This is a genomic window from Paenibacillus sp. FSL H8-0260 (assembly GCF_045040625.1).
Lineage (GTDB): Bacteria > Bacillota > Bacilli > Paenibacillales > Paenibacillaceae > Paenibacillus_AQ > Paenibacillus_AQ odorifer.
Genome location: NZ_CP150298.1, coordinates 2,432,464 through 2,454,998 on the forward strand (window position 1 = coordinate 2,432,464; position 22,535 = coordinate 2,454,998).

Annotated in this window: 23 protein-coding genes; 14 read left to right on the plus strand and 9 right to left on the minus strand. The window is 46.2% G+C overall.

Features of this window, described 5'->3' with window-relative positions; genetic code table 11:
- Positions 1–85: 85 nt before the first annotated feature.
- From MHI51_RS10610 to MHI51_RS10620, 3 genes are all read left to right on the plus strand, one after another.
- Positions 86–337: a hypothetical protein gene (locus tag MHI51_RS10610; protein WP_076219390.1), complete on the plus strand. Its 252-nt coding sequence runs from the start codon at positions 86–88 to the stop codon at positions 335–337.
- 126 nt (positions 338–463) lie between these two features.
- A complete protein-coding gene (locus MHI51_RS10615) occupies positions 464–766 on the plus strand; it encodes an iron-sulfur cluster assembly accessory protein (protein ID WP_036689223.1) in 303 nt (100 codons plus the stop codon).
- Between the two features lie 41 nt (positions 767–807).
- Positions 808–1,047, plus strand: coding sequence for a DUF1450 domain-containing protein (locus MHI51_RS10620; protein ID WP_405173848.1), 240 nt, complete (start codon positions 808–810; stop codon positions 1,045–1,047).
- Positions 1,048–1,060: 13 nt separating this feature from the next.
- Here MHI51_RS10620 and MHI51_RS10625 read toward each other — a convergent pair whose 3' ends face one another.
- The 3 genes from MHI51_RS10625 to MHI51_RS10635 all read right to left on the minus strand — a co-directional run bounded on the left by MHI51_RS10625 (position 1,061) and on the right by MHI51_RS10635 (position 5,004).
- Positions 1,061–1,225 carry a hypothetical protein gene (locus MHI51_RS10625; protein WP_179086991.1) on the minus strand — a complete coding sequence of 55 codons (165 nt, stop codon included), beginning with the start codon at positions 1,223–1,225 and terminating at the stop codon, positions 1,061–1,063.
- 394 nt (positions 1,226–1,619) lie between these two features.
- On the minus strand, positions 1,620–3,659 hold the full coding sequence (locus MHI51_RS10630; RefSeq protein WP_341001984.1) for an LTA synthase family protein: 2,040 nt from the start codon (positions 3,657–3,659) through the stop codon (positions 1,620–1,622).
- A 205-nt stretch (positions 3,660–3,864) separates the two neighbouring features.
- Positions 3,865–5,004: a class I SAM-dependent RNA methyltransferase gene (locus MHI51_RS10635; protein ID WP_036689227.1), complete on the minus strand. Its 1,140-nt coding sequence runs from the start codon at positions 5,002–5,004 to the stop codon at positions 3,865–3,867.
- Between the two features lie 202 nt (positions 5,005–5,206).
- Between MHI51_RS10635 and MHI51_RS10640 the strand changes: the two genes are divergently transcribed.
- Positions 5,207–5,836, plus strand: coding sequence for an O-methyltransferase (locus MHI51_RS10640; RefSeq protein WP_076191324.1), 630 nt, complete (start codon positions 5,207–5,209; stop codon positions 5,834–5,836).
- Positions 5,837–5,840: 4 nt separating this feature from the next.
- Here MHI51_RS10640 and MHI51_RS10645 read toward each other — a convergent pair whose 3' ends face one another.
- A complete protein-coding gene (locus MHI51_RS10645) occupies positions 5,841–7,061 on the minus strand; it encodes an MFS transporter (protein ID WP_038569803.1) in 1,221 nt (406 codons plus the stop codon).
- A gap of 231 nt (positions 7,062–7,292) precedes the next feature.
- Here MHI51_RS10645 and hemE point away from each other — a divergent pair, with 231 nt between their 5' ends.
- The 10 genes from hemE (at position 7,293) to MHI51_RS10695 (ending at position 17,749) form a co-directional block, all read left to right on the plus strand.
- Positions 7,293–8,354 carry a uroporphyrinogen decarboxylase gene (gene hemE, locus MHI51_RS10650; protein ID WP_076125097.1) on the plus strand — a complete coding sequence of 354 codons (1,062 nt, stop codon included), beginning with the start codon at positions 7,293–7,295 and terminating at the stop codon, positions 8,352–8,354.
- A gap of 54 nt (positions 8,355–8,408) precedes the next feature.
- On the plus strand, positions 8,409–9,365 hold the full coding sequence (gene hemH, locus MHI51_RS10655; RefSeq protein ID WP_076125099.1) for a ferrochelatase: 957 nt from the start codon (positions 8,409–8,411) through the stop codon (positions 9,363–9,365).
- Entirely contained in the window at positions 9,362–10,786 is a 1,425-nt protein-coding gene (hemG, locus tag MHI51_RS10660) for a protoporphyrinogen oxidase (RefSeq protein ID WP_405173849.1), read from the plus strand. Before hemH ends, hemG begins: the two co-directional genes overlap by 4 nt.
- Before the next feature lie 162 nt (positions 10,787–10,948).
- A complete protein-coding gene (locus tag MHI51_RS10665; protein WP_076276352.1) occupies positions 10,949–12,346 on the plus strand; it encodes a CapA family protein in 1,398 nt (465 codons plus the stop codon).
- Between the two features lie 21 nt (positions 12,347–12,367).
- Complete coding sequence (locus MHI51_RS10670) at positions 12,368–13,099, plus strand: glycerophosphodiester phosphodiesterase (protein WP_405174052.1); 732 nt, start codon at positions 12,368–12,370, stop codon at positions 13,097–13,099.
- Positions 13,100–13,135: 36 nt separating this feature from the next.
- On the plus strand, positions 13,136–13,759 hold the full coding sequence (locus MHI51_RS10675) for a fumarylacetoacetate hydrolase family protein (RefSeq protein ID WP_036689251.1): 624 nt from the start codon (positions 13,136–13,138) through the stop codon (positions 13,757–13,759).
- A gap of 22 nt (positions 13,760–13,781) precedes the next feature.
- Complete coding sequence (locus tag MHI51_RS10680; RefSeq protein WP_076184351.1) at positions 13,782–14,585, plus strand: DUF92 domain-containing protein; 804 nt, start codon at positions 13,782–13,784, stop codon at positions 14,583–14,585.
- Between the two features lie 44 nt (positions 14,586–14,629).
- A complete protein-coding gene (locus MHI51_RS10685) occupies positions 14,630–15,199 on the plus strand; it encodes a TetR/AcrR family transcriptional regulator (RefSeq protein WP_076218388.1) in 570 nt (189 codons plus the stop codon).
- Between the two features lie 87 nt (positions 15,200–15,286).
- The gene (locus tag MHI51_RS10690; RefSeq protein ID WP_036689259.1) at positions 15,287–17,221 is read left to right on the plus strand and encodes an ABC-F family ATP-binding cassette domain-containing protein; all 1,935 of its coding nucleotides are present in this window, start codon (positions 15,287–15,289) and stop codon (positions 17,219–17,221) included.
- Between the two features lie 42 nt (positions 17,222–17,263).
- Entirely contained in the window at positions 17,264–17,749 is a 486-nt protein-coding gene (locus tag MHI51_RS10695) for a tetratricopeptide repeat protein (protein ID WP_256718961.1), read from the plus strand.
- Positions 17,750–18,104: 355 nt separating this feature from the next.
- On the opposite strand, the gene MHI51_RS10700 is transcribed toward MHI51_RS10695, so the two are convergent.
- From MHI51_RS10700 to MHI51_RS10720, 5 genes are all read right to left on the minus strand, one after another.
- Positions 18,105–18,842, minus strand: a complete 738-nt coding sequence (locus MHI51_RS10700; RefSeq protein ID WP_405173850.1) for a hypothetical protein — start codon at positions 18,840–18,842, stop codon at positions 18,105–18,107.
- Between the two features lie 76 nt (positions 18,843–18,918).
- Positions 18,919–19,959, minus strand: coding sequence for a M42 family metallopeptidase (locus MHI51_RS10705; protein WP_405174053.1), 1,041 nt, complete (start codon positions 19,957–19,959; stop codon positions 18,919–18,921).
- A gap of 2 nt (positions 19,960–19,961) precedes the next feature.
- Positions 19,962–20,273 (minus strand): lipopolysaccharide assembly LapA domain-containing protein, encoded by a 312-nt coding sequence (locus MHI51_RS10710; protein ID WP_042126298.1) that lies wholly within the window; start codon positions 20,271–20,273, stop codon positions 19,962–19,964.
- 88 nt (positions 20,274–20,361) lie between these two features.
- Positions 20,362–22,152 carry an oligoendopeptidase F gene (pepF, locus tag MHI51_RS10715; RefSeq protein WP_076125113.1) on the minus strand — a complete coding sequence of 597 codons (1,791 nt, stop codon included), beginning with the start codon at positions 22,150–22,152 and terminating at the stop codon, positions 20,362–20,364.
- 212 nt (positions 22,153–22,364) lie between these two features.
- Positions 22,365–22,535, minus strand: coding sequence for a hypothetical protein (locus MHI51_RS10720; RefSeq protein WP_036689267.1), 171 nt, complete (start codon positions 22,533–22,535; stop codon positions 22,365–22,367).

Consider the following 22,535-nt stretch of genomic DNA (forward strand, 5'->3'; position numbering starts at 1 on the left):
CGTAAAATAAACCATAGGGTATGGCCGCTGTCGTCACTACACGTTATCCGCGGCTGTATCCTTTTTACTTGGGAGGAGGGTCACCATGAAACTGAAAAAAATACTGTCACTAAAACAATGGTCCCATATCTTCAGTAGCTCTTGGCAATACATCCGCTCCCCTAAAGTAGCAATGGGGGACAAGCTGTTATTTACAATTCCAGTACTGCTCTATTGGGTCTTGCCGGACTTCATGCCATTTATTCCGATCGATGATATTGGAGTGACCATGCTGCTAATGGGCTGGTTCGTGTCACGAATGAGCCGGAAATATCCTACCCTTCAGCAGGGTGAATAAGATAGCACCGCACATTTTCGACAAGAACTTCAGAGCTAATTAGCCAATATAGTTGCTTTTAGATGTCATTTACCTTTAAAATAAGTAATTGAGTATTTAATTTTCGGACTAGGAGATGGAATATAGATGAAGGTCAAAATTACCCGCAATGCGGCTAAAGTGATAAAGAAACAAATGGAGCTTGAAGGAAACAGTGAGTTGAAGCTGCGCGTAGCAATTACACATGCACACGGTGATCATGCTCACTACGGACTGGACTTGGACACGCCTAAAGAGAACGATGTTGTAGTATCGACAGATAAGGAAATCGATGTTATTCTTGATCCGAGCCAACCACTCCTTGATGGCGTGGTCGTTGATTATTTGTATCTTCCACAAGAAGGTTTTGTCATTACGAATCCCTCTAAAGGTAATCACGGCGATCACTAAACATTCGCCTGTAAATTTCGAACACAAAGAAGGGTTGCTCCATGGCTAACGAAATACAAGTGTGCGATGAATGTAATTTCATGAAGTTGAAAAGTATTATCCCTAAGCTGCAAAAAATGGCAACTGATGCCGAGATCAAGGTCGGCTGCAAGTCGTACTGCGGTCCATGTGGCAAACGGGCTTTTGTTTATGTGAATGGTCGTTATGTGAGTGCTCCAACGGAGGATGAAGTGTTGAAGAAAGCGGAAGCTTTTATCAAACAGCCCTCCGTTCAGAAATAATACTGAGTTCTTATCAACTAAGATAATAGGGTCGATCCCTCTTTATTCTCAGAATAAGTAAAAGTAAACAGAGCAGCGATTCTCCTGTTAATTTGGAGGATCGCTGCTCTGCGTTTTCTGGCCATTGACGGCTTACTTCAATCGTGTCCATCATCCCATCATTTCTCCGTCTCATCATCTCATCGTCCCACCATCTCACCGTCTCATCGAGCCCACCATCCCATCATTCCACCATCCCACAGGCGTTACGGACTCAGATGACGTTATTTGCCTGTTTTTAGCCTTTAAAGCAAGATTTCGGACCCCAGTGACGCTATTCCCTAAAAAGAGGCTCATATCGGCGTTTTCTAGGCTAATAGCTGCTCTGGAGTCCGTTAGCATTCCAAATCTCGGATAATGCTGCGTTTAGGGTCAGCTGTGTCCGTTAGTGAGATACTTTACGTATTTAAGTCGGAAAACCAAACGTGCTTCCAACAACGATCAAGTGGTAAATGTCCAACATAGAGAGGATATCGCAGCAGCCGTTTTCGATAGTTTTTTTGGATAGTCTCTTCGTTTACCCGGATGTAAGCTTAAGGTGCAGATTGTGTGTTCTTGAGCTTCTTGATTCCATCATATTTCATGATATCGTCGGAGATCTGTAGCCGGAGCTTACTGGTCTCATACCCGATGCTGCACTCCCCTACGTCAACGGCTTCGCGGCTTTCGAGACTATAACAGGTTCCGCTGGCAAATTGCCCATTTTCGCTGGGGAGATAAGACAGCTTTGCATCGGCATAGGCGCCGGATCGCAGCGTTACAAGACGCTCATGCCCGCTAAACAGATTATTACCCATGAGATAATAAGGATCACGTGAGATCCCCAGCAAATGGAGCAAGGAAGGTGTAAGATCCAATTGACCAGCTGGAGCTGAATCAAGGACAGAGGCGTTAGAGCCTGGCAGATGAATGAGCAAGGGAACCTGATGCAATATTTGCTGCATATCGAGTGCGTTAAGGCTTTTGCCGAGAAATTGTTCGTAATAAGAGGTCTCCTGGATCGAATTATCATGATCTCCATAGAAAGCAACAATGGTATTATCCCACAGCCCACGCTGCTTCATCTCTTTGACCATTTCCCCTAAAGCTTCATCCGTATAGTGAACAGCCTGCAAATAATCTCCGAAGATCGTGCCCTTGAACTCTCCAGTATCAAGCCCTTGTTTATCTGCAGGGAGAGAATAAGGATGATGGCTGGATAGTGTAGTCAAAAATGAATAAAAAGGCTGCTGTATCGTTTCTGAAGTGTTCATAATATCGAGGGATTGCCGCAAAAAGGATTTGTCACCCAGAGACCAGCCTAGAGGTTCGTCTATTGTATAGTCTTTTTTGTTATAAAAATGGTCATAACCCATCGCGTTATACATAATCTGCCGATTCCAGAAGCTGCCTTCATACGCATGAAAAGCATTGGTACTGTAGCCCTTTGATTTCAAAATAGCAGGTAGCGTGTCAAACTGATGATCCGGGTAACGGACAAATACCGAGCCGGAGACCAGCGGGTACAGGGAAGCGTTGGACGTGAAATCCGCATCGGAAGTTCGGCCTTGTGAGGTCTGATGGTAGTAGTTGCTGAAATAGGTGTTTTCTTTGATTAGAGCGTTCAGATTAGGCGTGATCTCCTGGCCGGATATTGAGCGTCCAACTACAAAGTTCATAAAAGCTTCAGCTTGAATAACAACGATGTTGCTTCCGCTGTATTTTCCAAAGCTGTCATTATTGGCATTTTGCTCAGTGTTTTGTTTATTGAACCAGAGCTGCATTGAGGTGGCTTCTTCTTGCGAAAGCTCGGGCTGCGGACCTAGATGATCTTTAGCATATAAGTAAATATCATAACCGTGAAAACCGATTAGTCCGGTTACGTTATACATCGCCAGACTCCACCAGTTGCCAGTGAATAGATCTTTAGCCCAGGTAGTAGCGTAGGTGTGTATAGGTCCAAAGGTTAGCACGCAACCTAGCGCCAGAGCAACGATGCCATTCACGCTTCTTTTCAGCGTTCTTCTCAGGCGTGAAGAGCGGCGGGAATAACCGGTTTGAGAATAAGAGTGAAATTGCCCAGAACGGCGAGGGGCGGCATTAGACAAGTATGTATGGGTTTTCCGGTGGTAGAACCCTATTCCGATTCCATAGGCAATAAGCAGAAGCCAGTCAGCGAACAAATAAAGATCGGAAGGACGCAGTAGAGCGAAGATACTTCCACCAAGAGCATCCATCTGTCCAGCCTGAAACAATACGGGTACCGTGATAAAATCCTGAAAATAACGATAGTAGACGATATCCGAATAAATAAGCAGTGTCAGAAGCAAGTTTATACTTAACAACGCTATCGTCTGTCCCCGGCGGGGAAGCCACAGGGTCCAAAAAGACAATAACATGACTGAACCTACAGCAATCCATTTGTCCTGCCGGTTCATATCTATATTGGGAGCATGCAGCCCACTATGCAGAAATAATAACTTGGCCAGCATGATGCCAAGAAAAAGGAGATAACCGATATATCGGGAGCGAATCACAGCAACTACTGTACTTGTTACGGTTGTGCTGCTCCGATTTGATGGAAAGCCAGACATTATAAAACCTCCTAACACAGAAAATAAATAAAACCAGAATAAACAACGTTGTTGTCTTTTTTAGATGATAAACGTTTCTCGTAGAAATATATGAGCGTAAAGTTATAGGCGCTAAACTAAAACAGTCTTATACTCGGAGAAAAACGGACATCCTCCTCATACGAGGTAGATGTCCGTTCTGCATTCAAAACAATGGTGATCCTAATTATTTCGGATTTCTAGGTGGAAGTGGACCCAAGTATTGATAATATTGACACTCGATACGTCCGTTATACAGTTTGCGGCGTTTGTCTGCCTTACGACCGTAAAATTGTTCGAATTCCTTGTAAGGGCTGATCGCAAAAAATGACCATGTTGGCAGATATATCATCATTTCACCAAACTGGCGGGTCAGCTTTTCCACTTCTTTGTCATTACTGATTCGTTCCCCATAGGGAGGGTTGGTAATGATACAACCATATTCTCCTTCAGGTCTTGCTTTGGCGGCAGCCATCACTTTGAAGGTGATTTCTCCGGACAGTCCAGCACTCTTGGCGGCAGCTTCAGCAATTTCGATCGCTTCTGGATCAATGTCCGTACCTGTTAATTGCAAAGGATAATCGTCGCGCACCGCATCGAAAGCTTCTTCGCGCGCCTCTTCCCAAAGATGTTTGGGGATGACTGGCCAATGTTCAGATGGAAATGAGCGGCGTAGTCCTGGAGCAATATTCCAAGCGATCATGGCAGCTTCAATTAACAGTGTTCCCGAACCACAACATGGATCGAACAGGGGCCGATGGCCATTCCAGCGGCTAAGCTGGATTAGTGCAGCAGCCATTGTTTCCTTCAGTGGAGCCTCTGTTGCATGTCTGCGGTAACCCCGTTTGTGAAGCGCGGGTCCTGTGGTATCTAATGTGATCAAAGCGATGTCATTTAATAAAATCACTTCGATCACATATCGAGGACCGTTCTCCGGGAACCAGTCTGTATGATACGAAAGCTTCAGCTTCTCAACAATAGCTTTTTTGACAATCCCTTGGCAAGCGGGTACACTCGTTAGTTGTGATTTATGGGACCGTCCTTCAACCGGGAATTCTCCATTCTCTGGAATCCAATCTTCCCAAGGCAAGGCTTTAACCCCTTCGAATAACTCGTCAAAGGTTTTAGCAGGGAATTGGCCCATTTTAACCAATACGCGGTCAGATGTACGCAGCCACAAGTTACAGCGACAGATATCGATGTAATCACCGCTGAATAATACTCGTCCGTTCTCGACCTTGGTCTCATAACCCAGTTCGTTTAATTCGCGCGCTACCACAGCTTCTAAACCCATAGGGGCAGTAGCGATTAATTGTAATTTGCTCAAATACTCTCAACTCCGTTTAACTTGTAGATAAATACAAAAAGCCAGTACAATAAGAAGAGACGGCATTGTCGTCCTTTAAAGCATCCATACAAGTATAGGGGAATGTGGGACACTTCACAATGCCCGGCATTCCATAAATCATAAAATGTTCCCCGTCATCCCTTACTATGAGCAAACGGGGGATCCTCAAAGGAGAATCTTTATGCTTACGCAAGAAGAATACAGTGAACAACTTTATACAGAGGACGAAATTCTGCTTCGAGTAAAAGAAGCAATCGTTCAAGCAGGCATGCCGCCGGTGTCTGTCGAGCCGGGGTACGGAAGACTGCTCACCATGCTAGTTAGACTGTCTCGCTCAAAGCGTATTTTGGAAATTGGCGCACTTGGCGGTTACAGCGGAATTTGCTTGTCCCGCGGTTTCTCTGAAAGTGGCACACTGACTTCGCTAGAGCTGAGAGCCGACTATGCCGAGCTTGCCCGCCGTAATTTAGAGCTGGCAGGCTTCGGGGATACTACGGAGTATAGAATAGGACCCGCAATGGACAGCCTGAAGGCACTGGAAGCAGAGGGCGCTAGGTTCGATTTCTTTTTCATTGACGCAGATAAGTTGAACTACACTAACTACTTGGAATATGCCATCAAGCTGGCCAATCCAGGAGCGATCATTGCGGGTGATAATATTTTTCTCCGTGGACGTACCTTAAATACAGATAGAAATGGTCCTGCCATCCTGGCTGTGCGCCACTTCAATGAGATGATCGCCACGGATGAACGTCTTATCAGTACATGTCTGCCTGCCTATGATGGACTGGCACTAGCGATGGTCAAATAGCTGATTAGCGAAATAACCGCGGTGTTGTTACTTTGTACAGCTTCAATCGAACCCAAATCGTATTAACCAGCAGCAAGCAGCCGGATATAATGAAAAGCCCCTCAATTCCGATGTAACCTGATAGAAAGCCGCCCAAGATAGCTCCCAGCATATTGCCTAGTGCCAATGTACTGCTGTTGAAGCCGAATGCGCGGCTTTCTTTTCCGTCAGGGGTATAGGAGCGGATAAGCGCATTAACGCTGGGCAACAGTCCGCCCATGAAGACTCCCATGAGGAAACGGACAATTATCAGCTGCCAGACGCTAGTTACGAATGCCTGCGGAATTAGGAAGAGTGAAGCGCCAATTAACGCATAGGTCAGAATACGATGTGCGCCGACTTTGTCACTTAGCTTCCCAAGCAAGGGCGAAGCCAGCATATTGGAGATCCCTGTAACCGCACTGACCATCCCGGCCAAGAAGGCTATATTCTCAGCGGGTCCATTTAATTTTTCTACATAAAGTGGCAACAAGGCCATAGGACTAATCATTGCAAATTGCAGCAGAAAGGTTACACCGAATAGAGCTGGAAGCTGAGGGATTTTGATTAATTCCTTCAAGCCTGCGAGTACAGAAACCTGTGGCTCTTGTGCGGCTTCGGCGCGGTCGAATTTTTCTTTAACAAGAAATAATGCCAGCAGAGAGGCGATAAAGAGCAAGGCTCCAACGACATAAAAAATCGGCCGAAATCCGATTAAATCGGCAAGTAAGCCACCAATCAGTGGCCCTAGAATTGTCCCTGCAACAGATCCTGATTGCATCAATCCCATGGAGAAGCCCATACGTTCTTTGGGGGTAGTACCTGACACCAGTGCGATGGAGGCGGGATTGAAGCCAGAGATTGTACCGTTTAAGAGACGGAGCAGGAGCAGCTGTAAAGGGGATTGTGCGAAGCCCATTAATACCATGACAATAGCCATGCCAAAGCTGGAACGCAGCAACATGATTTTACGTCCATATTTGTCTGCAAGCTTGCCCCATAATGGCTGGAATATGAAAGAGGTTAAGAAGTTTGCGGCAAAAATAAGTCCCGCCCAGATTCCAATTTCATGTTCACCCTGGACACCAAGATCCTTCGCAAGGTACAAGGTCAGGAAGGGTGTAATCATTGTCATTCCAGCATTCACCAAAAATTGCCCGAACCAAAGCACTAAGAGGTTGACCTTCCAGGTCTCCCATTTCTTCATAGTGCTTTCACATCCTTTCAAAGAATTTCAGAGAATATATGATTCACGGAAAAAATGCCATTTTATCAGTATATCATTTTTTGCAGCTTCATGTGTGCAACACATGTCATAGTAATGTCATAGGATTGTCATTCCAAACTCTTCGTATTAGTTGTTACAAGCTTTTAAAAAGGGCATAATAGTAGATATGCCGATTAAAAAAATCTAATAAAATATAATGGAGATCTTATCATGACCTACAATGACACTTTTATCCGCGCCTGCAGAAAGCAGGACACGGAGCACGTTCCCGTATGGTACATGCGGCAGGCCGGCCGTTATGATCCCGAGTACCGTAAAATTAAGGAAAAGTATTCGTTGCTTGAAATCTGCAAGCAGCCTGAGCTGGCGGCAGAAGTAACCATGATGCCCGTTCGCAAGCTGGGTGTGGATGCGGCCATTTTGTATTCCGACATTATGAATCCAGTTGCTTCAATCGGAGTGAAATTCGATATCGTTAAGGATATCGGTCCAGTGATTGAGAATCCGATCCGTAGTGCAGCTGATGTGGAGAGACTAAAACCCATTGATGTGGAGGGTGATCTGAGCCACATTTTGGAAACGATTGCTATTCTGGATAAGGAACTGGACGTTCCTTTGATCACTTTTGCAGGCGCGCCGTTTACAATTGCCAGCTATTTGATCGAAGGTAGACCTTCCAAAGGATATATCCGTACGAAAGAGCTAATGTACAGTGAACCCCGTGTCTGGGAAATGCTGATGGACAAGCTGGGCGATATGATTATCACTTACCTCCGAAGTCATGTGCGGAGTGGAGGAAAAGCCTTCCAATTGTTCGACAGTTGGGTTGGTGCGCTTGCTCCACGCGATTTTGAAACGTACGTGCTGCCGACGGTTTCTCGTATTTTTTCCGAATTATCTGATCTTGATGTACCTAAAATATACTTTCCTGGCGTAAGCTCTGGAGAATTGCTGCCAAGCCTAACGAAGCTTCAAGCAGACGTAATCGGGCTGGATTGGCGAGTTAGCTTGACTGAAGGCCGACGCAGAATAGGCAATAAATTTGCGATTCAAGGAAATCTTGATCCATATTTGCTTACAGCTCCGATGGACCTCTTGAAAGAACGCGCGAAAGCACTGATCGATGAAGGTGTGCTTGAGCCAGGTTATATCTTCAATCTGGGCCATGGATTATTCCCGGAGGCCTCATTAGACAAACTTAGAGAATTGACGGAGTATATTCACGCTTATTCTCAGGAAGTATTACAAGAAACGGCTAAGCAGCGTTCGTAAAAATATAAGAATTTATATGTTCCACGCTATTAAATTGTAAAGGGGACGGAATCCGTGACAGTAAAAATAGGTGTTCTCGTCATGTCGTATGGCACTCCTAAGAGCCTAGAAGATGTTAAAGCTTATTACACGCATATTAGACGGGGGAATCCGCCAACAGCGGAGCAGCTTAAAGAGTTAACCGACCGTTATGAAGCAATCGTCGGGGGGGTATTCCCACTGCGGGAGAATACAGACCGGCAAGTAGAAGCTTTACAAGCAGCATTAAATGCGGATAAAGCGGGAGCAGATGTTGAATTTGTCTGCTATCAAGGCTTGAAGCATGCCAGTCCCTTTATTGAGGACGGCGTGGAGGCTATGGCGAAGGATGGCATTACTCAAGCAGTGGGTATTGTTTTGGCGCCACACTATTCCAGTATGAGTGTAGGGAGCTACATCAAGCGTGCGCAGGAAAAGGCTGATGCATGCAAGATTGACATGGGTTTTGTAGAGAGTTACCATATGCATCCTGAATTGATCGATGTGTTAAGCCAAAGAGTGTCGGCGAAGCTGGATCAATATATTGAAGCAGGCGCGACCCGTGATGAGATTCGCGTATTATTCAGCGCTCATAGTCTTCCAGAACGTATTCTGGCTATGGGTGATCCATATCGGGATCAGCTGCTGGAAACTTCGCAGGCAATTGCAGCTCAAGCAGGCGTAACCAACTGGCAGTTTACTTGGCAAAGTGCTGGCCGCACAGCTGAACCGTGGCTTGGTCCAGATATTCTGGACACGCTGCAACAGCTTAGTAAAGAACAGGTGGAATACGTATTGGTGGCCCCTATCGGATTCGTATCCGATCATTTAGAGGTACTGTACGATCTCGATATTGAGGCAACAGCCGTAGCTGCAGAGCTTGATATGCGTCTTATGCGGATTGACTCACTGAATAGTGATCCCGCATATATGTCTGTATTGAGCGATGTAATTCGTAAACGACTGGAGCAGATGAAGGCCGCTCAATCATGATTGGCCCCACAAGAAAAATTGTTATCATAGGCGGAGGGCTGAGCGGACTCAGCGCCGCCTTTTATATTCGTAAATTTTATAAAGAAGCGGGTATTAAGCCTGATATTGTCTTGCTTGAGAAAGAGAAAAACCTCGGTGGAAAGATTGAAACCTTACATCGCGATGGTTTTGTGATTGAAAAGGGACCGGATTCATTTCTGGCGGAAAGGGCGGAGATGTGCGAGCTGGCTAAGGAATTGGAATTGGATCACGAGCTGGTATCCACTAACCCTCTTGCTAAGAAGCGATATATCTTGCAGCGGGACAAGCTTAATCCTCTGCCAACCGGTCTTGTACTCGGTATCCCTACCGAACTGAAACCTTTTTTATCAAGTGGGTTAGTTTCGTTTGGGGGCAAAATACGTGCGATGATGGATTTTATTCTTCCTCCGCGGCGTAATGATGAAGACGAATCGCTTGGTGAGCTTATTGAGCGCCGTCTAGGGTCTGAAGTGCTGGAGAACTTAACCGAGCCGCTCCTCTCTGGCATGTACGCCGGAGATATACAAAAAATTAGCCTGCATGCTACTTTTCCGCAATTTGGACAATTAGAACAACAGTATGGCAGCCTTATTCGTGGAATGCGCACAGGGCGAAAGAATAAAAAGGCACAGAAAGGTACTACACAGAGTACCTTCTTGACGTTCCGCAAAGGGCTGCAAAGTCTCGTGCATAGTCTGATTTATGAGCTGCATGATGTAGAACAACGGACGGAATCTAACGTAGTTTCTATTCAGGCTGTTGGGAGTCCTTCTATTTATGAGGTAGAGCTGGAGAATGGCGAACGGTTGCTTGCGGATGATGTATATATCACTACGCCTAATTTTACGGCTGCTGACTTACTTCGTCCCCATATGGAGGTTACGGCGCTGGAAGCGGTGGATTATGTTTCAGTAGCGAATCTAGTCATGGCTTTTAACAAAAAGGATATTGTTAACGAATATGATGGATCAGGTTTTTTTGTGCCTCGTAAAGAAGGGCGGAATATTACTGCCTGCACATGGACATCTACGAAATGGCCGCATACGGCTCCTGATGATAAGGTGCTTTTGCGCTGTTATGTGGGTCGTTCTGGTGATGAACAGAATGTTCAGCTGCCTGATGAGGCTTTGACGGAGCTTGTGCTTAAAGATTTGCGAGAGATCATGGGCATTACTGCGAATCCAATATTTACGGAAATCACCCGCTTAGAGCATTCCATGCCGCAGTATCCTATAGGACATCTTGATAATATTACCGAATTCCGCAAAGAATTAGCGGCTTCGCTTCCTGGTGTGTATGTCATTGGCGCCGGATTTAATGGCATAGCAATGCCGGATTGCATCAAGCAGTCCAAGCTTATTGCGGAAAGCGTTGCTAAACAGCTAATGAATGAAATGTGAGTACGATGACTAAATAAAACAGTGAAGCGAAGCATGAGGCGCTTCACTGTTTTTCTTTAGTTAGTAAAATTTTCTATTTTTATCGACTCTCTTATTTGTAGGGTGCTGTGATAGATATGCTATAATAAAAACAATTTGAGAGTAGAGGAGATCACAGAAACCATGTATCCGCCGCGATCGCGTTCTAGACAAAAGAACAAACATAAGAGCAAACGCAAGCGCAGAACGGCCTGGGCTTGGATCAATGCAGGTCTTCTTTTGATGATTACCGTGTTATTGACTTATAGCTTTACGAATGACCCTGACAAGAAAAGCGCCTCACCGCCTCCGGTAGCAGAAGCGACAGCTACGCCTATACCAGAGAGTAGTGATCAGCCTCAGACAGCACCTCCGGTGGTTGCAGTTGCAACGCCTGAAGCTACAGAGACGCCAAGCCCTTCTCCTACGGCAACTCCAGAGCCAACGCCTACACCGCAGAAGGAGCCCGAAGAGATCATTGAAACACAAGCTCCTGAAGCGACAGCGACCCCTGCGAAGGATGAGGACAGCTCGGAAGCAGCAAATAATGATGTAGTGTCTGGTCTGCCGTCAGATGATAACGCGTCTGGTAAGACGGTAACTTTGAATTTTGGTGGAGATGTTATATTTTCCGGGAAAGCTGGAGAACTGCTGGAGAAGAAAGGTTATGATTATTCGTATGCCGCATTGGAGGGTCTGTTCAAGAAAGATGATCTTACGATCTTGAATCTGGAAACTCCAGTGACCACAGGTGGCGTAAGTGCCACTAATAAGCAATTTGTATTCAAAGGATCACCACTCGCTCTGGATGCGCTTAAGACAGCGGGTGTGGACGCAGTAAATATGGCGAATAATCACACGCTTGATCAAGGAGAGCAAGGCTTGCGGGATACCCTTAACCACCTTGCTGAAAGAGGAATTCCTTATGTGGGTGCGGGGCTTAACAGTAAAGAAGCATATTCGGCGCAATATTTTGAACGTAAGGGCATTAAGATCGCTTTGCTGGGATTCACCCGGGTGATTCCTGCGTCGGATTGGATGGCAGGGAAAAATAAGCCGGGACTTGCCTCCGTATACGATAGTGCAGAAGGACTGAAGGCTATTGCTGCAGCCAAAAAGAAAGCCGATTTGGTGGTCGTAGTGGTCCATTGGGGTAAAGAACGGGTAGAACAATATGATAAAACGCAACAGTCGCTGGGCCATAGCTTTATCGATGCAGGAGCCGATCTTGTCATTGGCGGCCATCCACATGTGCTGCAAGGCGTGGAGCCATACAAGGGCAAATGGATTGCCTACAGCACCGGGAATTTTATTTTTACGAGATCTACAGTGCCTGCCACTTGGGAAACTGCGGTTTTTCAGGCGGAATGTAGTGTAAAAGGTCAATGCTCCTTAAAGCTGAAGCCTATGAAAGCCGAGCTAGCACAGCCTGTGCCGATGAACGAAGTGGATGGAAAGCTTTTGTTAAAAAGAGTAGAAGCTCTATCCGCAGGACGGGTAAAGATCGGTAGCGACGGTAAAGTCACTCAAGTTACCAAATAGGGTTCCTGGGAGGTCCTTATGATGAACAATTTGTGTGTAGCCCATCGAGGGTTTTCCGGTAAAGCTCCAGAGAATACATTGGCAGCCATTCGGATGGCGATTGCCATGCCCTATGTGCACTGGATGGAAATTGATGTCCAGCTCTCCAAAGACGGCGTTCCTGTTGTCATTCATGATTATACGTTAGACCGGACGACCAATGGTCATGGCAAGGTGAAGAACATGGACTGGGAACATATCCGGCGTCTGGATGCGGGGAGCTGGAAAGGGCGTTCTTTTCAGGGCGAGCGGGTGCCTTCTTTGGAAGAGGTGCTGTCACTAGCCTCCGGAAGATTGCATCTGAATATTGAACTGAAAACAGTGGGAGATATGTATCCTGGCATTGAGAAGACGGTGACGGATCTTATTTCTGCAAAAGGTATGCGGGACGACGTGATCTTGACCTCTTTTGATACTGGAGCATTAAAAAAAGTCAAGGAAATTGATCCCCGTTTTCGCACCGGATTGATCTTTGATTCCAGATTTGGCAATCCTGCACGCAGGCTGCATGAACTGGATTGCTCTTTACTTTCGATTAGCTTCTCGCGGCTGAATCCTAGACTGGCTAAGCTTTTGTCCGAGCGTGGGGTGGAAATTATGGCTTGGACTGTGAACAAAGCGAAAGAGATGCGTCGCTTAGCCGACATGCATTCTGATATAATGATCTGTACAAACCGCCCGGATATATGGGGCGACACCTTTCTGAAGGTATAAATAATCCAATTCGATGGGAAAGAGAGCTGACTGTTTATGTGCGCTGCTGTTAATAATTTATATTGTGTTGGACGCAACTACAAGCTACACGCGGAGGAATTGGGTAACAATGTGCCCGTGGAGCCGCTCATCTTCATGAAGCCCTCACATGCGGCTGTTTCCCTCGATAAAGCAGTAATTAAGCTGCCAAAGGATGCGGGTCAGATTCATTATGAAGGTGAACTTGTACTGCGTATTGCACGTGATTATACACCAGGCATGAGCGTGGAGGATCTGGTAGATGTAATGGCACTGGGACTGGATTTCACGCTGCGTGATGTGCATAATGATCTGCAGAAGAAAGGTTTGCCGTGGACGCCAGCTAAAGGCTTTAAAAATGCCGCACCACTCACCCCTTACATAGCGTTTCCAGATAAGGAAGAGCTGGAGGGAACTGATTTTACAGTGGTGAAAAATGGGGTGGAAGTACAACGCGGCAATGTTAAAAACATGATTTTTTCACTTCAAAAAATTGTTGATTTTATCGCCGAGCGCTACGGGCTAGGGAAAGACGATGTGATATTTACAGGTACTCCGGCAGGCGTGGGTCCTACTGTAGCTGGCGACGCTTTCGAGCTGTACTGGGGCGACAAGCTGATGGGGACTTGCCTGATCGGTTAATAGATCTGTTGGAGATGAATCTATGCAGTGGGTTATTGGCGCTTTAGGCGCTTTGATTGTTGCGGGAGCGGCATATTGGAAGCAGTCTTTAAGTCTCTCTGGCATGATTGCCGCGGTAGTGATGGGCACTATTTATTTTGGTGCCGGAAATGCTTTTTGGTTTGGGATATTGCTGATTTTCTTCATCACTTCAAGCCTGCTGTCCAAACTTCATCATGATAATAAAGCAGAATTAGAGCTGACGTATGCTAAGACGGGCCGCCGCGATGCCGGGCAGGTCTTTGCTAACGGTGGACTTGGCATGGTTCTGGTTTTTCTGAATGCGATCTTCCCGAATGAGCTATGGGGGTTCCTATTTATTGGTGTAATGGCTACAGTAACCTCGGATACATGGGCTACGGAGATCGGAACACTGAGCAAGAAACCGCCTCGTTCTGTCCTTACGGGTAAAGTTCTTCCTGCCGGAGCTTCGGGCGGTGTATCCAGCTTGGGTACGCTGGCGGCAGCAGCAGGAGGCGCACTCATCGGTGCGTCAGCTTGGCTGCTGCGTATGATATCCGGCATGCCGGATCACTCTTTCGTGCTGCTTACCCTAGCAGGACTTGCCGGAGGATTAGTCGGCGCCTTTGCCGACTCTATCCTTGGTGCAACCGTGCAGCAGATGAACCGCTGTACCGTATGCGGCCGCGAAGTGGAAGGCTCACAGCATTGTGGGGCTCCAGCTGTACACGCAAGAGGCTGGAAGTGGATGAGCAATGACGCAGTCAATGCCATCAGCTCTATCCTAGGAGGTGCGGCAGCCTTACTGCTGAGCATGATCATTTAGCATTTGAATTTAAGCTTTGAACGGCACAGTTTGGGGAGGGACCGATGAGTAGCGCATCCAATCAAAAACATACTGCTATTCTGGATGCCGCATACGAGCTCTTCGGTTCAGGTGGATTTTACGAAACGAAGATGTCGGAAGTGGCGGAGCAAGCCGGGATAGCAAAGGGCACCGTTTATTTATACTTCAAGAGCAAGGAAGATTTATTCATGGCAGTGACGCGCCGCGATTGTGAGGGGTTTCTCCTGCAATTACAGGAAAGGCTGAAGGCTAGTGATACTTTGGCCAGTAAACTGTCGATCATTGCTAAACATCACTTGAATTATTATTATGAACGCAAGCGGCATACGAAGCTCTTTTTCCGTGCCCCTAACAATAATCCTGAATTAGTGGCGTATATGACTCAATTTATGGAGCAATACATGCAAGATGTGGTCAAGGTATTATTAGAAGGTGGAGCATCCGAGCCTGAGCTTATGGCACAGTCCTACATAGGGATGCTGGATCGTTTGAAGATGGATATTTTATTTGATCCGTCTTTTACGGAGGAGGACGCGTATAAACGCGCTGATTTCGCTGCTGGTCTTTTTATTAGAGGGGCCATGATCACCTGAATTTTGGATAGGATGATAGACCGGATAAATAGCATTGGTTAGATGCGGGCCGGTTTTATGAAAATATAAGGCAAGCGAGGAAATAGCATGAATATTATGACCGTGGAACATCTTTCCAAGAGTTATGGCGAGAAAGTACTCTTTAGCGACGCTTCATTTGGTATGGACGATCGGGATAAAATTGGCTTGATCGGTGTGAATGGAACGGGTAAATCAACCTTTTTACGGATTATTGCCGGTCTGGATACTCCGGATGGTGGACAAATTGCCATCGGGAATAATGTAAGAGTACAATATTTGGCGCAGAATCCTCCTTATGATCCTATGAATACAGTTTTGCAGCAAGTGTTCGCCGGGGATGATCCAGACCTTGCTACCATGCGTGAGTATATGGAGACTATGTCCCAGCTTGAACAGCAGCCTGGTAATGCTGAACTGGAAGGAAAACTAGTAAAGATTGGGCAGGCGATCGACGCTGCGGGAACATGGCATTTGGAGAGTGAAGCCAAAAGCGTGCTTACCAAGCTAGGCATCTTAAAGTTTGATGCGTTAATGGACACACTTTCTGGTGGACAACGTAAACGTGTGGCTCTGGCAGCTGCACTGATTACCCCCTCTGAACTGCTGATTCTTGATGAGCCTACCAATCATATTGATACGGATTCCGTGGCTTGGTTGGAGCAATATTTGCAGAAACGGCGCGGCGCTCTTTTGATGGTGACGCATGATCGTTACTTCCTGGAGCGTGTGGCTAGTGTCATGCTAGAGCTGGATGGTGGCCAGCTTTATCGTTATGAAGCTAACTATTCACGGTTTCTAGAGCTTAAAGCCGATCGAGAAGAACGAGAAGCCTCTGCCGAACAGAAGCGTAAGAATCTGTTGCGTACAGAGCTGGCTTGGATTCGTCGCGGTGCCAAAGCCCGTTCAACAAAACAGAAGGCAAGAATCGACCGCTTTGAGAAGCTGAAAGAGAGTACGGGAAGCAGCTCGAACGGTTCATTGGATATCTCTGTGGCTTCTACACGTTTAGGTCGCAAGATCATTGAAATTAATGACCTGTCGAAAGCGTTGGATGGTCGTCAGCTAATCAAAGATCTCAGCTATATCGCTGTACCCCAGGATAGAGTGGGCATCGTCGGCCCGAACGGCAGCGGCAAATCAACACTCTTAAATATGATTGCAGGTCAGCTGCAACCCGATAAAGGTGAAGTTCAGCTTGGCGCTACGGTTAAGCTTGGTTACTTTACACAAGAGCATCAGGATATGGATGACAGTATGCGTGCCATTGAATACGTGAAGGAAGAAGCAGAAGTGATACGGACAGCAGACGGCAGTGTGATTACGGCTGGTCAAATGCTGGAACGCTTCTTGTTCCCTCCTGCGATGCAATGGACACCGATCTCCAAGCTGTCCGGGGGCGAAAAAAGACGCTTGTATCTGCTTCGTGTATTGATGGGAGCTCCTAACGTATTGCTTTTGGATGAACCTACGAACGATTTGGATATCGGCACATTGGCTGTTTTGGAAGATTATCTGGATGAATTTCCGGGTGTCGTCTTTACCGTATCCCATGACCGTTATTTCTTGGACCGTACGATAGATAAGCTGATTGCTTTTGAAAATGGCGATATCCGGATTCACGTTGGCGATTATACGGAATATGAAGAATGGCTGGCCAAAAATGTACCGTCACGCATTGGAGAACCGAACAAAGAAGGAAGCTCAAAGCAAAAAGAGGCCGCGGACACTGCCAGCAACCCTGCAGCTTCAACGGCTCCCAAAACAAAACTCAAATTCAGCTTCAAGGAACAGCGTGAATATGAGGGCATTGATGAGCAAATTGAGCTTGCAGAGCAACGTTTGACGGATATTAGTGTACAGATGGAGGCGGCTTTTGCTGACTCTGGAAGGCTGCAGGAGCTAGTAGAGGAGCAACGCCTAGCCGAAGCAGAGCTGGAGCGTCTTATGGAACGCTGGACCTATCTGAACGAGCTTGCGGAGAAAATCGCTGGTAAGGCTTAAACCCGTTGGATGGCTTTGAATGAAAATAGGGGAGGGCTCTGTGTGGAAGATAAACTTAAAGCTGCTGTAGCCCTACGCAACGCTGGTAAAGCGGAAGAAGCCAAAATGATGCTGTTTGAGCTATATGAGCAGAATGCTGGGGACGCTGAACTTTTATATCAATTGGCCTGGACGCATGATGTGCTGGGTTTGGAGCGGGTGGCAGTACCCTTTTATGAGAAAAGCTTGGCGTTAGGATTACCTTCTGAGCAGAGAGTTGGCGCTCTATTGGGACTGGGCAGCACCTACCGGACACTCGGAGAATACGAGAAGTCAAAAGGTCTTCTGATGCAGGCTGTTCAGGAGTACCCGGAGAATAAGGAATTTCCGGCGTTCCTAGCCATGACCTTGCACAATCTTGGAGAGCATAGTCAAGCGATGGAGCTGCTGCTTAAGCTGTTGGCAGAAACCTCTGCGGATGAAGGGATAAGAAGTTACAGTAAGGCCATTTCTTATTATTCAGATAAGCTGGAGCAAGTCTGGGATTGAGGCCGGCTTTTAAATCACAGTGATTCTTACAAATCACTACCCGGACACAGCTGACCTTAAACGCAGCATTATAACCCATTTGGAATGTTAACGGACACCACAGTCGCTATTGACACTAAAAGCACCCAATACGTTCCTTTTTTGCGTGAATAACGTCGCTTGGGTCCGAAAGAATGCTCCAAAGGCTAATAATTTGCGAATAACGCCTTCTGGGTCCGTAAGCACCAGCCGAAAGTGATGACCACCGGAAATTCCGGCAGTGTCTGTTGAAGAACAAGTGAACCACCAATAAACAAAAAAAAGAGTAGGGTCCTCCACTAATTGGAGAATTCTACTCTTTTATTTTTCTACTTATTTATTTCGTTCCGTCCACAGCAATCATTTGTACTACAGACCGAGAATCGCCGGGTACAATGATTTCCTTCGCATTCATCTGGGAAGAGCCATCTCCGTCCAAGAAGATGCCCTCCGGACCCTTAGCAGGAACTGTCTGGAGGATCGCTGAGCGGAACTCTGCCGCTGTTGAGAGCGTTGGGGTAACAATCAGCCAGAGCTTTCCTGTGTTGTCATACACCATGCCTGAGCGCAGGCGTTTCTCATCAGCGTAAGGAAGATGCTCTTCAGCTACTGCCGCTTCCCATAAGTCTTCGTGCCCCAGATTCATACTAATGCCACCTTGCGCAAAATAATGCTGGCGATCAGTAATCTTCAATTCTTCTCCAGAAGAGACAACCTGTACGGAGAAGCTACTTGTGGCACCATCCCAGACAAGGGTTCCACGTGCATATTTAGCATTGAACCAGCCAGACCCATAACCTTTCTGAGCTCCGTTGACTGGAGTATCATTCATGATAGCCATGGATAAAAGCGCATCTTGATAGAAAAAACCACCATTAATCCCATATGCATTAACTTGCCGTAAAGGGACACCCGCGGCCTTGAGCTTAATATCTTCAGGTGAAAGTGACATCATATAGAGCTGAACGTTATCTGTACTCACTGTTTCCAAAAAGCTATAGGCGTGAGGAAGACCTTTAAAGGGATCTTCCTTGTGATTTCTAAATACTAGAAACAACGATAGCGCTAACCCCACTATCAATAACACCAGAAGTGAGACGATAAGTCCCTGTCTGCGCCTCCAGAGCTGGTTCAGCTTGCCAGAGCTACCCTCAGTTTGTCCCCACATAAGCAGCGAGAAGCTTAGCAGTGTTCACTACAGCTTGCTTATGCGTACGTTCCATGGAGTGGGAGGCATGTACACCTGGGCCAATCAATGCTGCACGGATATTGTTTCCGCCTCTGAGCGCTGCGGAAGCATCGGAGCCGTACATAGGATAAATATCAACGGCATAAGGAATTGCGAGTGCTTCTGCCAGTTCAATCAAACGGCCTGTCATAACATAATCGTAAGGGCCGGAAGAGTCTTTTGCACAGATGGATACATCGGTTTCTTTACAGCTGAGATCATCACCCATGGCGCCCATATCGACGGCAATCATTTCATTGATTTCACCAGGAATCCAAGCTGTACCATGTCCCACTTCCTCGTAGTTAGAGATGAGGAAAGAAAGGTTGTGGAGAGGTTTCCAGCCTTCACGTTTAATACTTTCCAGCAATCCGAGAAGGGCAGCCACGCTTGCTTTGTCATCTAAATGACGGGATTTAATGTAGCCGCTAGGCGTAATCACTGCACGTGCATCGAAAGAAATGAAATCTCCGACGGAAATGCCAAGCTTGAGTACGTCTTCTTTAGAAGATACCTGCTCATCAATACGTACTTCCATGTTCTCCTCTGATCGTTTAAAGTCACGGGCGTCTGGATATACGTGAACAGATGGATGACTGGTTAAGATGGTTCCTGTATAAGTTTTGCCGCTACGGGTATGGATCGTGCAGTATTCATTCTCAATGCTGTGCATGGCGAAGCCACCTACAGAGGTCAGACGCAGTGTACCATTAGCTTTAATCGAGCGGACCATAGCACCAAGTGTATCCACGTGAGCGCTGATGCCAATAGTACGAGAGGGATCTAAGCCAGGGACGTTAAGAATTACGCCGCCTTTTTCATTCCAGCTTAAAGGTACGTTCAGCGCAGCTGCTTCTTCAGCAACTAGTGTCATTACCTGTGCGGTGAAACCGCTTGGGCTGGGGGTGTCGAGTAATTTTTTTAGGATGGAAAGTATGTAGTCTTCATTAGGTTGAATGGTAATCATTAGTTAAGCCCTCCTGTTAAGCCATCATTGTCTGTGTTAAAAGAATCCAGTGAAGTGTCGGCATCACGAAGCTTGGTAAGCTCAGCAGTTAAGCTTTTAATTTGCTTTTGTAGTTTGTATTGACGAAAAATGCCGTAAGAGCCCACGATGATTCCGCCAATTAACGCGCAGCCAAGAATAACGAGTATAAGTGGTATATTAACCACATCAAAACCGAAATTGACTTGAACGGGATCAACGTTAATGACTGCGAATATGGCGGTTAGCAGCGCGAAGATTAGACCCGCAATTAGTGACCATTGAATTCTCATTGAATTCTTCCTCCTCAGGGGGATATAACAATATAAAATCCCCTGCCCAGATAGGGCAAGGGATTAATGTAATACTAAGCTCTCTGCCTTATTTGGTCAACTGTTCCATTTGCTCGATAACACTTTCGAACACACTCATCGCTTCGCGAATCGGCTCAGGAGACGACATGTCAACGCCTGCTTTTGACAAAATATTGATGGAGTAATCACTGCCACCGCTCTTCAGGAAGCCGAGGTAACGATCTACCGCCGGTTTACCTTCTTCAAGGATTTGTTTGGCAAAGCTAGTCGCTGCCGAGAAGCCTGTTGCATATTTGTAAACATAGAAGCTGTTATAGAAATGCGGAATTCGTGCCCATTCCATCTCGATATCCTGATCCACAACCATTTCTTTGCCGTAGTATTTGACATTCAGGTCGTAGTAGATACTTGAAAGATCTTGAGGGGTAAGCGAATCGCCCTCTTCAACACGCTGATGAATGATCTTTTCGAATTCTGCGAACATCGTTTGCCGGAAAATCGTTGTCCGGAACTGATCGGCATAGTAAGTGAGCAGATACATTTTTTCCTTAGGATCTGTAGACTTTTTGAGTAGATAATCCATAAGCAAAGCTTCATTGGTAGTTGAAGCAACCTCTGCAAGGAAAATGGTATACTGTGCATCCCGATAGTTCAGAGCGTTGTCTGAAAAATAAGAGTGTAGAGCATGACCCATCTCATGTGCCAGAGTAAACATACTGTTCAGATTATCGTTATGGTTCAGCAGGACGTATGGGTGTGTGCCATAAGGGCCCCAGCTGTAAGCTCCAGAGCGTTTATTCTCGTTCTCATAGACATCAATCCAGCCATTGTCGTAGCCTTTTTGCAGCACATTCAGATAATCTTCACCCAGCGGTTTGAGGCCTTCTTTGGTAATTTTCTTCGCTTCTTCGTACGTGATATCCAGCTTATATTCATCTACTAGTGGTGCAAATAGGTCATACATATGTAACTCATCCACACCAAGCAGCTTTTGACGCAACTTCATGTAACGGTGCATTAAAGGAAGACTCTCATGAATCGTATCAATCAGGTTGGTGTATACCTCTTTTGGAATGTTATCACCGTAGAGAGACATTTCCATTACAGATGGATACTTGCGGACGTGTGAGAAAAAGACGTTTTTGTTCACATTGGCGCTAAGCGTTGCTGCGATGGTGTTTTTTTGCTTACGATAGGTGTCATAGACTGCTTTAAAAGCATTTCTGCGAACCTCGCGATCGGAGCTTTCCAAGAACTTGATATAGTTGCCATGAGTCAGCTCGACCTCTTTGCCATCTTCATCTTTAATCTTAGGGAATTTCAGATCTGCGTTGTTCAGCATACTAAAAATGTTCTGAGGCGCTTGTGCTAGGTTTCCAACTTGGGCAAGCAGAGCTTCCTCAGCCTTGGACAATACATGCGCTTTCTCACGTTTCATCTCTTTTAAAGTGAAGGTGTAAGCGGACAGTTCAGGATCAGCAATAAATTGATCCAGCTTCTCAATAGGCAGTGCCAAGATTTCTGGGGTTACAAAAGAAAAGGCTTCGCCTGCTTCGATCCCAAGCTTCTTCGCTTTGGAGGACAAAGCTTGATATTCAGGATTAGCAGTGTCTTCATCCTGACGCATATGAGCATAGACAAAGAGTCGCTCAGTGGAGACGGACAGCTTGTCATCCAGCTCAAAACATTGTTTCACAGCTTCTGCGGAATCAAGTTTACCTTGGAAATCAGCAGCTTTTTTGATCAGTGATTTAGCTTCAGCATATTCTGCATCCCAATCCTTCTGAGAGGCAAATATATCTTCAAGCTTCCAACGATTCTCAGCAGGTACTTCACTTCTCTTCAATAATTGTTCCATAGAAACCCTCCTAGAATGATGAGATGTAGTAGGCATAATCTCCCTCGGCAATACTGTGGATGATATTTCACCCGGTAGCAAGCTGAGCACAAGTAGAAGAGGGATGGACTTGAGTGTAATAGGCATGACGTCCTCCTCTTTGAAAAGTAGAGTCAGCTTATTATGTCCTGCTAAGTCCTGATTATTAATATTTAGTCTTCTTTATATGGTAGTTATGCCAACAAGCTATAAATAACAAAGATGAAAGCAAACAGAATCATTACGACCGCAGCCATGGCCATGCCCCGCTTTAGTTTCGGCGGGACACGATCCTTGGTCATAATTAATACTGCGCCTAGACAGAGGACTAGGACAACATAAATCGTGAGATTTTCGTTATTCAT

Bases quoted from the DNA above. Each gene is read 5' to 3' on its own strand.
- MHI51_RS10610 (WP_076219390.1), top strand. From the start codon at position 86: ATGAAACTGAAAAAAATACTGTCACTAAAACAATGGTCCCATATCTTC.
- MHI51_RS10615 (WP_036689223.1), top strand. From the start codon at position 464: ATGAAGGTCAAAATTACCCGCAATGCGGCTAAAGTGATAAAGAAACAA.
- MHI51_RS10620 (WP_405173848.1), top strand. From the start codon at position 808: ATGGCTAACGAAATACAAGTGTGCGATGAATGTAATTTCATGAAGTTG.
- MHI51_RS10625 (WP_179086991.1), bottom strand. From the start codon at position 1,225: ATGATGAGACGGAGAAATGATGGGATGATGGACACGATTGAAGTAAGC.
- MHI51_RS10630 (WP_341001984.1), bottom strand. From the start codon at position 3,659: ATGTCTGGCTTTCCATCAAATCGGAGCAGCACAACCGTAACAAGTACA.
- MHI51_RS10640 (WP_076191324.1), top strand. From the start codon at position 5,207: ATGCTTACGCAAGAAGAATACAGTGAACAACTTTATACAGAGGACGAA.
- MHI51_RS10645 (WP_038569803.1), bottom strand. From the start codon at position 7,061: ATGAAGAAATGGGAGACCTGGAAGGTCAACCTCTTAGTGCTTTGGTTC.
- hemE (WP_076125097.1), top strand. From the start codon at position 7,293: ATGACCTACAATGACACTTTTATCCGCGCCTGCAGAAAGCAGGACACG.
- hemG (WP_405173849.1), top strand. From the start codon at position 9,362: ATGATTGGCCCCACAAGAAAAATTGTTATCATAGGCGGAGGGCTGAGC.
- MHI51_RS10665 (WP_076276352.1), top strand. From the start codon at position 10,949: ATGTATCCGCCGCGATCGCGTTCTAGACAAAAGAACAAACATAAGAGC.
- MHI51_RS10670 (WP_405174052.1), top strand. From the start codon at position 12,368: ATGAACAATTTGTGTGTAGCCCATCGAGGGTTTTCCGGTAAAGCTCCA.
- MHI51_RS10675 (WP_036689251.1), top strand. From the start codon at position 13,136: ATGTGCGCTGCTGTTAATAATTTATATTGTGTTGGACGCAACTACAAG.
- MHI51_RS10680 (WP_076184351.1), top strand. From the start codon at position 13,782: ATGCAGTGGGTTATTGGCGCTTTAGGCGCTTTGATTGTTGCGGGAGCG.
- MHI51_RS10685 (WP_076218388.1), top strand. From the start codon at position 14,630: ATGAGTAGCGCATCCAATCAAAAACATACTGCTATTCTGGATGCCGCA.
- MHI51_RS10690 (WP_036689259.1), top strand. From the start codon at position 15,287: ATGAATATTATGACCGTGGAACATCTTTCCAAGAGTTATGGCGAGAAA.
- MHI51_RS10710 (WP_042126298.1), bottom strand. From the start codon at position 20,273: ATGAGAATTCAATGGTCACTAATTGCGGGTCTAATCTTCGCGCTGCTA.
- pepF (WP_076125113.1), bottom strand. From the start codon at position 22,152: ATGGAACAATTATTGAAGAGAAGTGAAGTACCTGCTGAGAATCGTTGG.
- MHI51_RS10720 (WP_036689267.1), bottom strand. From the start codon at position 22,535: ATGAATAACGAAAATCTCACGATTTATGTTGTCCTAGTCCTCTGTCTA.